Below are 13,088 nucleotides of genomic sequence, written 5' to 3' on the forward strand. Positions count from 1 at the left end.
GTCAAATTCTACATCAACGGAAAATACGTCAAAAATGTAAAAACAACCAAAAACGGTTATGCAACCCTGAAAATCACAAAAGCACCTGGAAGCTACAAAATTACTGCAAAATACGGCAAAGTCAAAATTACAAGAAAACTGACAGTAAAACACGTTGCAACCTTAAAGACAGTCACAGTCAAAAAATCCGCCAAAAAGCTGGTTTTAACAGCAACATTAAAGCAGGGCAAAAAGGCACTCAAAAACAAGAAAGTGACCTTCAAGTTCAACGGCAAAACCTACAAGGCAAAAACAAACAAGAAAGGTGTTGCAAAGGTCACCATCAAAAAGGCAGTCTTGAAAAAGCTTAAAGTAGGCAAAAAGGTCACCTATCAGGCAACCTATCTTAAAGATACTGTCAAAAAGACAGCTAAAGTCAAAAAATAGGGAATTTATTCCCTTATTTTTCTTTTTTTATTAACCAATTGTAATCTATATATTATATTATATACTAAACTTTAAACATGAAATTAAACAGGTTCTTAATTTTATCAGTCATATTGGTTATCTTGACTGTCGGTGCAGTCAGCGCTGAAGACAATGCTACACTGGACGACAGCCAGATAGCTGAAGACATTGGCGTTTCATTTCCAGAAAAGGTTTATGAAGAGGATCCGGTTGATATTGAAGTGAATCTACCGGAAAACGCCCAAGGGAATCTGAAGGCGACAGTCGATGAGGTCGAAATCTACAATGAAAAAATTGTAAACAAATCAGTCAGGATACCGGTCACCATTCCGGAGTCCAAATTGCCTTATATTGTGGTAAACAGGATGACAGACCACACTTCACACAAAATAGGTGTTTTCTACAACGACATTGCACTTGACATCCCTCATGACCTGAAGCTCATGAAGTACAGGCCCGAACATGATTACGGGTCAGGCATCCCTCAGGAGATTCTAAAGGATGACAATTCAACATACCAGACTCCATCTCTGATTTTCCCGGAAACCGCAAATGGGACTGTAGAGATATGCATTGACGGAGTTTCTGTAGAAAAGCTCAATACAACCATTTTCACACATCCAAACATCTCAAACTTCAACTCACTGGAATTGGGCAATCACACGGCAAGAGTGATTTATTCAGGTGATGACTATTATCTTTCATCAGACAGGACATTCAATTTCACGGTCGTCGACATGATAATCAATATCCCGAAAAACATAGTTCTGGAGCATGACGACTGCCTGACTGCAAAAACCTTGAAGAATAGGAATGGAACCCTAAAGGTTTTCATTGATTCAAAGCTAGCATTGACAGGAAAGCTAGACAAGAACGGCGAATTTTTGGAATCCTTATTCAAATACGTAAAATGCGGCCAGCAATGGATTGAAGTCCAATACACCGCAGGCAACTTTACAAAATCCAAAAGGGTTTTGGCAAACGTCAGCTACTATGTGGAAGCCTGGGGAAACGGATTCATATACGGCGATGAGGATGACGTAGTCATAGTCGTTCCGACAGACTTCAACAAGGATTTGATTGACATCAGAATCGACGGCGTTAAAGTCAAGAAGTTCACAATCGACAATTCAGGTTGGATCGAGCTTGACGTCTCCAAACTGAGCGCCGGAAACCACACAATTTCATTCGACTTCAAGGGCGATGAGAAGTACTACAGCTATTCCCTGACCCACAGCTTCACAATATGCTATGGAATCAAAGTCCCCGACTGGTTTGCCGATGAATACACAAAGGTTTCCTTGACTTTGCCAAGCAATGCAAAAGGCACTTTAAAGGTTTATGTAGATGGAAAGCTTTTCAAAAGCCAAAAGCTCAACAAGGGCAAAGCCTCAATTTCTCTTGCTGGTCTAAAGGCAGGGTACCACAACATCACAGCAAAATACACAGGAAGCGACTTCAAGGTCGATAAGGAAGAATCAGAAATCTACGTTCCCCTCAAACCTACAATCAAGGCCAAGAACGCGAAGGCATACTACACCGATGCCGCAAAGTACAGCGTCAAGATCATGAAAGGACCTAAAGCGGCCGGAGGAATGTATGTATCCCTCAAGATATGCAAAAGGACATACGGCAAGTATGCAAACAAAAACGGCGTTGCAACATTCAACCTGCCTAAATTGAAGCCTGGAAAATACACTCTGACACTAATCTGTGATGGAGTAAAAGTGACCAAAAAACTCACAGTAAAGCAGATTTTAAGCCTGAATACAGCAAAAATCAAAAGGTCCGCCAAAAAGGTCGTGCTCAGTGTAACCCTCAAGAAAGGCAAAAAGCCGGTCAAGGGCAAATATGTCATCTTCAAATTTAAAGGAAAATCATATAAGGCAAAGACCAACAGTAAGGGAATTGCAAAAGTAACCGTTAAAAAATCAGTACTCAAAAAGCTTAAAGTCGGCAGAATGTACACTTATAGCGTCAGTTATTTAAAAACTTCAATCATAAAGACCACTAGGCTCAAAAGGTAAATATTTTTTACAGACGTGTGTTTTTATACACTATTTCCTATTTTTTCAAAATTGATAATCAAAATTTATATAAGCTTTCTTGTCAAAAATAATACTATATTCATTTGAATATCGATTTAACACAGAAGGTTGTACTATGAATTATAAAAAGATTCTGGTAACATTAATGTTGCTGGTTATTTTAACGATTAGTGCTGTTAACGCATCAGATGATGCCGATAATTTAACGGTTAGCGAGGATGCAGGAAATCAGGTTCTTTTGCAAGATTCTATTCATGTTGACGCATTAAGCGATGGGACTGAAAACAATGATTCATCTAATTTTGAAGAGGACAATAACGCAACAGGAAACGGTACCAACGGTACAGGAACACCTGATGCCAATGATACGGGAAACGGCACCGAAGCCATAGTTCCAATTGATCCTGCATTGGAGATTAATGTTGATGATATTGAATTTGGCTGTAATGCAACTGTTGTTATCTCAACTAACGAAACATTCTCAGGAGAAGTTTTAGTTCAGATTGCGGATGATAACTACACAGTAAGTGTAACAAACGGCAGTGGAACAACTGCAGTTTCCGATTTGGCAAGTGGAAACTACACCGCTAAGGCAATCATACAAGCTAGCGAATCATTCCTTGCCAGTGAAAATTATACAACATTTGTTGTCAAAAAGATCAACTCCACAGTAGCGCTGCCGAATATAGTCTTTGACTATAAGGGTTCAGGCAATGCAACTGCGGTCTTAACTGGAGCGTCAGGCATCAATGCCTACATTGAAGGATATCCTGATGCAGTAAGTGTTGACGGCAATGTGATTACCGTTTCAGGTTTGGATATAGGTAATTACACCTTATATGTCACCACCATCCCTGAAAGTGAAAATTACGAAGCCGTAACGGTAACATCAAATGTGACTGTCAATAAGTTGGCCCCAACAATTTCAATCACTAATGAAGCAAGGATTGTAGTCGGATCAAAGCTGTTGGTCAGCGTTGAAGTCGGAGATGCTACGGGTATCGTTTCAATCAATGGAAATAACATTACCTTAGTTGACGGTAAAGCCAATGATACAATCTCTGGACTGATAATTGGGGAACATGAGATATCTGTCATCTATTATGGTGATGATATATATCTGAATGGCTCTGAAACCTCAAATGTGGTTGTCTATGCAAAAGCAGATTCAGGATTAACCGTAAGTGTGGCTGACATTAAGGCGGGTGAAAATGCAATTGTCAAAATCACCATCAACGAAAATGTCACCGGCGACGTATCGGTCAACGGTGAAAAGGTTGAAGTGGTAGGCGGCAAGGCAAGCAAAACCATTTCTGGATTGGCTGCGGGAACTTATTCTGTAGAAGTGGAATTTGCAGGTGATAAATACTTCAAATCCGCTCAAAAAACAGTGAAATTTAATGTAGTGGCTCCTTATCCAAAAATAGTTTTTAATAAAGCCGCCAGCGTATTGTATACTGGCAAATATTCAGTGAAGGTTTATAAAACAAAGAGCAAGGTTGCAGCTAAGACAACTGTCAAATTTTACATTGATAATAAGCTTGTTAAAACAGTCAAGACAAACAAGAATGGTGTAGCCAGCTTTAACATACCTGCCAAATATGCGCCTAACAAAAAGTATACAATAAAAGCTACCGCTTTAGGCAAATCTGCATCCAAAAAGGTAACCGTAAAGCAGATTATAACTACAAAAGCGGGAAAGGTCAAAAAATCAGCCAAAAAGGTGGTCATCACCGCAACCCTCAAGAAGGTTGACGGCAAATACCTCAAAGGCAAAAAGCTAACGCTTAGATTAAACGGCAAAAACTACTATGCAAAAACCAGCAAAAAGGGCGTTGCCAAGTTTACCATTAAAAAGTCAGCGCTTAAAAAGCTTAAAGTGGGTGCAAAATACATTTACAAAGTCACCTATTCAAAGGCTTTTGTTAAGAAAACTGTAAAGATTTATAGATAGGGATTGATTTCTCTATTCTTCTTATTTTTTTTTCATTTAATGATATTGATTTGTTCATTGTTTTCAAAATGAGTTGCCCACTATTCAACTTTTTTTTTAAAATTATAAATACTCAATTTATTAGAAATATAAGTATAGCAATTAAATCTTTTAATTAAAGGGTTGTTGAATCATGAAATACAGAAAGATAATAATGGTCAGCCTGTTGTTGCTGGCTATTTTGACAATTGGTGCTGTCAGCGCTTCCGACAGTGGAGATGATCTGGCAGCTACGCAATCAGGGGAGGATGATTTTGCTGTTAGCGAAATTCCTGCCCAGAATGACGAAATTTTGAGTTTTGAAGATACGGATGTTGCTGTTGGTGATGATGAAGATCCTGATGATGAATTCAATCCTTTGGAATTCAATCATGATGAAATCATCACCGATGAAGAAAATGAAAATTATGATGAAAATGTTACTGTTGTCAGCCTTTATCCGCTCGCCGAACCGACACCTGGCAGCTTAAGAATGGCTATGGGTGAAGACGAATCTGTACTCATTAAGGACATTGATAATGAAACCGGATGGATTGAATTGGATAATGGAGAATTCAGATATGACGTTTGTCTTAGGGACATATCATTTGATAATCTTAACGACGGAGATACCTTCAGGTTTGAATTCTGGTATGGTGGTGAGGATCCTTGTACAAGAGATGTTCAAATCGAAAAAGGCGACAGCTACATAAGGCTCAGTGACTGGTACGGCGATGAGGAAGAGGACAGCTTTTTTGACGTAAACAGTGATTTAATAACATTCAGGGAGCTAGTAGAACTCAGATACAGTAGAGTTGGAGACAATGCAACAGGCATATTGGTCGTTAGGGATAAGAACAGCGGAGAGGTATACTTCCGCAAAAACGTATCCGAAATGGAATACAACTATCAGATGAAAGGATATAAGTTCGACCAATACGACGGTTATGTCATCTTTAAGGAAGACTTGAACAATACAGAAACAGGAACATACGACCTTGTTGTCTCATATGAGGATGGGGATTTGAATGAAAGTGTGGAGACAACAGTCCATCTTGACTACATATCCCAAATTCATAGGGATGAAAATGATGAATTTGACTTTAATATGCATAATGAAACTCTTATGTGCATTCATGTCTTTGAAGTATACGACAATGGTTCCTTAGTAATTTCCTGGGCTCCTGAACAGGACGAAGACGATGACGAAAAGTGGGTCATGCCATCATATATGGTAATCAACATCACCGAAAACATGCTGGGCAATGAAATCGAGATTCCAATGGGCGATTTTGGTTTTAATAACAATACTGTAGGCAGTTATGAGTTTGATGCACGCTACGCTTCTTTTGATGATTTTAACTTCAGGTATGTCGAAGACATTGATGATGTGCCTGAAGAATGCCAGGAATATATCATTGGTGAAATGAATGGGCAGATACTTTATCTTGAACCTAAGAATGAAAATGACCATTATAATTTTTACTGGAAAAACAGATATTTGAATGAGCATTTGACTATTGTAGACAATACTAAATTCAGAATGAAAATAGAATCATCATCCCTTCTTGATAAAAATGGCAGACTGTTAGTTTATTGTCCTATTGACTCAGATGCAAATGACACATGTATTAACCTGTGGTGGAATGAATGGGATTTAAATTATTGGTTTTATTTCAACATCGGGGATAGCAGGGGAAAATATTTTGAAATCAGTCTTGATAATTTAACAGAAATTGACACTGTCGGTGATTATAAATTCATACTTTATAAAGTCAAATATTTAGGTTCACACAATGATGAATGGTTGAATCTGCTTTCTACTTATGATTATACATTTGAAAATCCATTCGAATTCCCTGGAAGAGCTATCATTGGAACCAATGATTTTTACGCTTCTACAGTACTTTATTTGGTTGTTCCAAACGGAACTGAAGGAAGGGTTGTAATAACTGGTGATGAAGAGACTGTATTGTTTAATGACACTGTAGACAATCTAAATGTCCTAACAGAAAAACAGCAAATCGACTATCAGTTCTATGGTGAAGAGGGCGTCTTGAATAGATACTACATCCTTGATTCCCAATTGGATTGGAACGTCACCGAAGGCACCTATAACTTATCCGCATACTTCGATGAAGAGAATGGCAGAATATACTTTGACAAATCAAGTGAAGTCAGATTTGTCGAAAGGAAAATCATTGAATCCGACGGTGCAAGCATAGAACTCTTTGACTATGATGACCACTGTATCGGCGATGAGGAAGACATCATTGCAGTAGTGACTGCCGAATACTTCAGCCAAGCAGGCACCATCTGCGACCCTTCACAGGATGAGGTCATCATTGAGGTTACTTTCACAGATGAGGAAGGAAATGACAGGGTATTCTATTATTCTCTGGAGGAGGATGAAGATGTTTACGCAGCCAGCATTTACGTGCCTGACGATGGTGTGGAACCTGGCCCTTATGAAGTTACCGTAAGATATTATTACAATGGAGAAGGCGGCAATTCAATCAGCTTAAGCGCAAACATGACTTTCTATCGCGACGGTGATGATGGAGAAGATGGTCCTTTAGAAAGCATTGAGTTCTATATAGGCGAAGGTGATGATGAAGACGTAATCTCCTTTGAAAGAGGAGATAATGTAGAAGTGGCTTACTTGATGATTCCTGAAAATGACGGTACTGATGTAATCGTTACATTTACTAGAAACTATGAACCTTTCGCTACCGTAGCAACCTCTGATATTGAACCTGCCTATGATGAATCCAGACAAGCCTATAAATATCCGATTTATCTGGACTTGACTCAGCTTGAAGACAAGGACATTTTTGAAATCAATGTCGATTGCTTCGATGAGGACAACAGTCTTTGGACATATGCCGTTGAAGTTACAGACGCCAATGTATTGCTCCACGGCTATTATGAAAATGTGGATTATTATGTGTTCTACGGCAATATCACTACAGGAGACCTTAATGATCCTGAAATGATGGGTCCGCGCCCTAATGGAATGTTCATTGAATTTTCCGTGCCGGACAGATATGATGTCAGCCAAGGAAGCATTGTTGTCAGTGATGATGAAAGCACATTATATAACAAATCATTCGATGAATTTGAAAATCCTGCATACAACTATGAAGTTTTAGGTCAGGAATACATAATCACTTTAGATGAATTTGATTTAATGACCCTTCCGGAAAACAGCATTGTAACAGTCAATTTGAACTATGGCAGCGATTCATTAACATTCAAACGCGTAAGAATCGGAGATTACGTATATAAAATCAACACTCCTGACGATATAGCCCGTTTATACTATGTTGATATTACCGACAATAACCTCTCCAGTGAAGGTGACACTGCCGTAAGCATCGTTGCAACCGATGAGGCAAACAGGCAAAGCATCTACATTGATGTCGGTGCAGGTCAGTTCAATGTCTATGTGGATGATGTAAAGGTCGAAGGATTGGGAGGAAATCTCCTATACAACTGGATACATTACTCCGGGGTATTGACTACAGATGATGACGAATATCTGGATTCACTTGGCATCGATGCGGAAGAATTCCATCAATTGGATGAGGACGAAAAGGTTTCAATCCTAGGAGCCATGTTTGAAGATGAGTTCGGAAGCGAACTAGAGCTCTTCCGCATGACTTCCTTCAATATGGGATGTCCTGAATTGTACTTGTCTGCGACTGATTTGAACATCGATGCATCAGGCACATATAACATCAAAGTCACACATGTTCCTGGAGAACCTGAAGAGGGGGAAATTGATGACTACATAGTCGATGAGGAAATTCTTGTGATTGAAAAGAATGTCACTGTCAAAATTACGAAAACTGCGGTCCTGACAGTTGAAGACGACGTTATGACCTACGGAGATAACCCTGAACTGCTCATAACATTGGCTGATGAAGACAGCAATCCTATTGCCAACGCACTTGTCTATGTAAACAACACTCTTGGAGTTTACAAGTACAAAACCGATAGCGATGGTGTCGCCACAGTTCCGGTTAAGCTAAAACCTGGAGAATATGAGTTCACCATCAGCTATGAGGGCAACAATATTTATGATCCAGTCTCTGTTGACAAAACCGTGGTTGTAAACAAGATAGGCACTGTCATTTCTCTTGGCAATGTTACAGTAGCCTATAGGGAAAATGGCAATTATACTGTTGGCTTTGCAGACATTTACGGCAATGCTATTTCAGGCGTTACACTTAAAGTCAACAACAGCGTTAAAGTTTTAAAATATCGCACTGATGAGAACGGTGTTGCCAATGTCCCGGTCACTTTAAAACCAGGCGAATACGCATTCACAGTATCTTATGACGGAAACGCAATCTATGAGGCATCTGAAGCTTCAGGTACTGTTTTCGTCAACAAAGCAACATTGTTCATGGATGACAGTGATGTGACTGTCAGCTATAAGGACGGATTCAATTTCACTGTAGCATTGACTGATGTTAACGGAAATCCTGTATCAGGAATAACAGTCAAAATCAACAATACAGTTAAAGTATTAAGATACCGCAGCAATGCTGATGGTATTGCAAGCGCTCCAATCACTTTAAAACCGGGCACATATCCATACACAATCAGTTTTGAAGGAAACGACCTATATGAGGCAGCCAGCATTACAAAAACATTGATTGTTGAAAAAGCCATTGTTAATCTTGAAGCGGCAAACACCGAAGTAACCTATCAGAACGGCAATGTGACAGCCAGATTAACCGATGCCGATGGCAACGCAATCGTTGGAGCTACAGTCAAGTTCACAACCGGAACAAGCACCTACAGATACCATACTGACAGCAACGGTGTAGCATCTGCCCCTGTCAAATTGAAACCGGGCGAATACAACTACACAATCAGCTTCGATGAGACTTCAGTGTACGGTTCAGCAAACACAACCGCATCCGTCAAAGTAAATAAAGTGGACACCATCTTGACCGCTGATGACATTGACATGACTTTCCAGGACGGCACCAACTACACAGCAAGATTAACAGACATCAACGGCAATGCTATTGCGGGTGTAATTGTTAAGGTAAACAATACTGTAGCAACCTATAAATACAAAACCGACGCTGAAGGCTACATTCATGCACCTATTAAACTAAGATTAGGTGAATATGCATTTAATGCTTTCATCGAAGGCAGCGATATCTATAACCCATGCAATGTCACAAGCACAGTTGTAATAACAAGATAAACCTTAAAAATGGGAGTCATCTTCCATTTTTTCTTATTTTTTTCAGTCCATATCCGCAATTTTTATTAATTTTTAAGACAAAATTATTATTATGGCAGAAAAGTATCTTCGCGAAAACAAAAGCTCTTTTAATATTGTCAAGAAATCCAAAATCTATGCCAAGATAACAGATTTGGATGATGCCATTTTTATTAGGGATTTATTAATCCATTATGATTGGGACCTAAACAAAATACCTCAGACAATCAAAAAGGATGATGATTACCTTGTTTTGGCTGTAATTGACGAAAAGCTGCATCTGCTTGCCAAATATAAGGTCCAGCCAAACACCCTGACAATCCTAAACCTCATCAAGAACTTCAAGAGAAACCCTAACAATTCAAAATACGGGTTAAACATCACAAAGGTCTTTGACACACTGGTAATCAAAAAGCAGATTGCCGGCGATGATTATGTTTTCGGATATTATGACAACTTCGAAGATGCTCGCTTCGTCAGGAATTTCCTCCTTGACAATGACTGGAATGTAAATGCGTTCAGGGAAATAGAGTTTGATGACGAGACACATTCCTATAGGGTCGTAAGCATTATCGACGACAATGTTTATGTTTTGGGCAATTTCAACTTTAAAAGCAGAATAAAGCTTGAAAAGGTTTATGAAGAATTTCTGGCAAAGATATCCAAGCACAAATATGGCCTTGCAAGATATCCTCACTTGGATCTGCTGAAGGACAGGATTCCGGAGCTTGAAGAGAAGTTTCAGGTCAAAACGAAGGATGACAATTGGTCATTTGAAAACATCGATGAAAACGAATCCATACTGAGCCAAGTGATCTTCAATCTGACTCCATTCCAGCAGTCAGTTTATGATTCAATCGGCAAAAACACAAGCGTCAGCGATATCGAAAGGTCACTTATAAGGTATAAGTCAAAAAATTTCACTCAAAAAATAGAAAAAAATATCAATGAACTGATTGACCTTAATCTGATTGAAAAGACAGATGATGAGTGTTTTTCCAAAACAAATTTTTAAATATTTCAAAAGACAATATTAAATTGTATTCAAGAAATTGAATACAAGTTCTTTTTTGGTTTGAACTAAAGGGGAGTCTTGTCATTTCTCCCCTATCCAATATGATTCTTATTTTCTATCGCTTAAAAGTTCACCGGCCACTCCAATGCTTTCCTTTGGATAGGCTTGAACAAGCACGGTTATGGCTTCAATCGGCAAGTCATATCCCTCAGCCACAACTTCAGATACTTTCTTAACCATTTCTCTTTTCTTTTCTATTGATATTCCGTCGTTTCCGGCAATTGTAATTACAGGCATTTTTTATCACCATTTAAAATATATTAAGTATTGAGTATAAATAAATTATTAAAAGGATTTGATATGATGCTCGGTGAAAAAGAACTCGTTAAGCTATTTCCAGATTTTGCTGATTTGGTGCAGCCTTCTGGCATTGATTTAGAATTGGATAAGATTTACATTCAAAAAACCTCAGGTTCACTTATTGACAATGAAAAGAACCTGCCTGAACTCGAAGAACTTGAAGGCGACATTTACACATTAAAACCCCATACGGCTTATCTGGCCAGCATTAAAAGGAAAGTTAAAATCCCCAAAGGATATACAATGCTTTACCTTCCAAGGTCTACCCTATTAAGGTCTTTTATCTCCGTTCAAACGGCAGTTGGAGATCCCGGCTTTTACGGAACCTTGATGTTCATGATTTACAATCATGGGGATTTTGAGTATAGAATCAAATCAGGCGACAGAATCGCTCAGGCGGTAGTGTTTTCAGTGGAAGGCTCAGGAGAATATGACGGTTCCTATCAGGAGGAAGAAGAGTGAACGTAGCCAGCAAATTTGTTGAAATCCTTGAAGAGGAAGGAATCGAAGATGTTTTCGGAATTCCGGGCGAACAGATAATGCCTCTTTATAAGGCATTGTCCACATCAAAAATCAATCACATCCTAACAAGACATGAGCAGGCGGCAGCACATGCAGCCGACGGCTATGCAAGGTCAAGCGGCAAGATAGGTGTCTGCATTGCAACCGCATCTCCAGGAGCCCTGAACTTTACAATGGCGCTGGCCACAGCATTCAAGGACAATGTTCCGATACTGGTCATAACTGGTGACAACGAGCTGAAATACAGAAATACCGATCATTTCCAGACAACTCCTCAATTCGATATCTTCAGCCACATTACAAGGGCATCATACAACCCATTGAATGGGACTGAAGCGATGTATACCCTAAGGGCTGCAATCTATGAGCTCAAGACAATCCCAAAAGGGCCGATTCACATCAACCTGTCAAAGGATGTTCTGCTTCAGGAGGATTTTGAGGACTTCAAATTATGCTACCTATGTGAGGACGACATGTCAAACATCACAAAGGCTCAGGAGCTGATTGACAATGCCGAAAGGCCGCTGTTCATCTTGGGGGCAGGTGCAATCACCCAAAAGGACAATATTGAAATGATTGCCCGCAAGCACAAAATCCCAATCACCACTACATTCCATGCAAAGGGAATAATTTCGGAAAGCGATGAGCTGAATCTGGGCCTTGTGGGAATACGCTCAACGCCAAGGGCAAAATATGCATTTGAAAACTCAGACTGCATAATTGCATTGGGCATAAAGGCATCTGAGAGAACCTTGCCGGTAATTCCGGACAATCTGATTCATGTAAACATTAACAAGGATGTCTTAATAGGGGACTTTCCGATTCACGGCAAAGTCGAAGACTTTTTGCTTGAAGTCAGATTTAAGGATTCAGATTGGTTGGGCGAAATTCTTGAGATTGACAATGCAATTGAAATCGAAGGCCTTGATGATGACCTGAAACCGCAGGCGGCCATCAAAAGGATTTTGGAGAAATACTCCAATAACATTGTCGTTTCGGATGCTGGATCCCATACGACCTGGACAACACTTCTTAAAAAATCACATAAGCCAAGACAGTTCCTGTTTCCTGGAGCAATGGCGCCTATGGGCTATGGTCTTCCGGCAGCAATAGGAGCGGGCATTGCAACAGGCGAAAAGGTAATTGTCATCAATGGGGATGGCGATATCCAGATGAACATCCAGGAATTCGCTACTTTAAGGGAAAATGATTTGGATGTCATAGTATTCATCCTAAACAATTCAGAATTTGGCATCATCAGGCAATGGGAAGAGGATTTCTATGACATGGATCCATATCAGGTAAGGCTGAACAATCCTGATTTTGCAAAATTGGCTTCAAGCTATGGAATTGATGCCATAAGGGTTGATAATCTGGATGATTTGGAGCTACTTTTAGAAAAAGATTTATATGGTCCTATCGTTGTTGAAATTGTAGTGGAAAGCGAAAATATTCCGCTTCCTAAATGATTTTTATAGG

At 39.4% G+C, this 13,088-nt stretch carries 7 protein-coding genes and 1 pseudogene; 7 read left to right on the forward strand and 1 reads right to left on the reverse strand.

The features are described from left to right. The 5 genes and pseudogenes from ACJMLD_RS05490 to ACJMLD_RS05510 all read left to right on the forward strand — a co-directional run. Nucleotides 1-426: pseudogene (locus ACJMLD_RS05490) on the forward strand (hypothetical protein); the annotation flags it as partial. Between the two features lie 77 nt (nt 427-503). Next, on the forward strand, nt 504-2,474 hold the full coding sequence (locus ACJMLD_RS05495) for an Ig-like domain-containing protein (RefSeq protein ID WP_405268924.1): 1,971 nt from the start codon (nt 504-506) through the stop codon (nt 2,472-2,474). Between the two features lie 136 nt (nt 2,475-2,610). After that, a complete protein-coding gene (locus tag ACJMLD_RS05500) occupies nt 2,611-4,449 on the forward strand; it encodes a hypothetical protein (RefSeq protein ID WP_405268927.1) in 1,839 nt (612 codons plus the stop codon). Nucleotides 4,450-4,621: 172 nt separating this feature from the next. Next, nucleotides 4,622-9,694 carry a collagen binding domain-containing protein gene (locus ACJMLD_RS05505; protein WP_405268930.1) on the forward strand — a complete coding sequence of 1,691 codons (5,073 nt, stop codon included), beginning with the start codon at nt 4,622-4,624 and terminating at the stop codon, nt 9,692-9,694. Between the two features lie 91 nt (nt 9,695-9,785). Next, the gene (locus tag ACJMLD_RS05510; RefSeq protein ID WP_405268933.1) at nt 9,786-10,727 is read left to right on the forward strand and encodes a hypothetical protein; all 942 of its coding nucleotides are present in this window, start codon (nt 9,786-9,788) and stop codon (nt 10,725-10,727) included. 108 nt (nt 10,728-10,835) lie between these two features. Here the strand turns inward: ACJMLD_RS05510 and dmpI are convergent, their stop codons facing one another. Beyond that, nucleotides 10,836-11,024 (reverse strand): 4-oxalocrotonate tautomerase DmpI, encoded by a 189-nt coding sequence (gene dmpI / locus ACJMLD_RS05515; RefSeq protein ID WP_405268936.1) that lies wholly within the window; start codon nt 11,022-11,024, stop codon nt 10,836-10,838. 66 nt (nt 11,025-11,090) lie between these two features. On the opposite strand from dmpI, the gene ACJMLD_RS05520 reads away from it, so the two are divergent. Then, the gene (locus tag ACJMLD_RS05520; RefSeq protein WP_405268990.1) at nt 11,091-11,549 is read left to right on the forward strand and encodes a dCTP deaminase domain-containing protein; all 459 of its coding nucleotides are present in this window, start codon (nt 11,091-11,093) and stop codon (nt 11,547-11,549) included. Beyond that, nucleotides 11,546-13,078 carry a thiamine pyrophosphate-binding protein gene (locus ACJMLD_RS05525; RefSeq protein WP_405268939.1) on the forward strand — a complete coding sequence of 511 codons (1,533 nt, stop codon included), beginning with the start codon at nt 11,546-11,548 and terminating at the stop codon, nt 13,076-13,078. Before ACJMLD_RS05520 ends, ACJMLD_RS05525 begins: the two co-directional genes overlap by 4 nt. Nucleotides 13,079-13,088 lie beyond the last annotated feature (10 nt).

The sequence above is a fragment of the Methanobrevibacter sp. genome (assembly GCF_045112895.1).
In the GTDB taxonomy this organism is placed as follows: domain Archaea; phylum Methanobacteriota; class Methanobacteria; order Methanobacteriales; family Methanobacteriaceae; genus Methanocatella.

Coding starts and splice junctions, on each gene's coding strand:
- ACJMLD_RS05505 (WP_405268930.1), top strand. CDS start 4,622: ATGAAATACAGAAAGATAATAATGGTCAGCCTGTTGTTGCTGGCTATT.
- ACJMLD_RS05520 (WP_405268990.1), top strand. CDS start 11,091: ATGCTCGGTGAAAAAGAACTCGTTAAGCTATTTCCAGATTTTGCTGAT.
- ACJMLD_RS05495 (WP_405268924.1), top strand. CDS start 504: ATGAAATTAAACAGGTTCTTAATTTTATCAGTCATATTGGTTATCTTG.
- ACJMLD_RS05500 (WP_405268927.1), top strand. CDS start 2,611: ATGAATTATAAAAAGATTCTGGTAACATTAATGTTGCTGGTTATTTTA.
- dmpI (WP_405268936.1), bottom strand. CDS start 11,024: ATGCCTGTAATTACAATTGCCGGAAACGACGGAATATCAATAGAAAAG.
- ACJMLD_RS05510 (WP_405268933.1), top strand. CDS start 9,786: ATGGCAGAAAAGTATCTTCGCGAAAACAAAAGCTCTTTTAATATTGTC.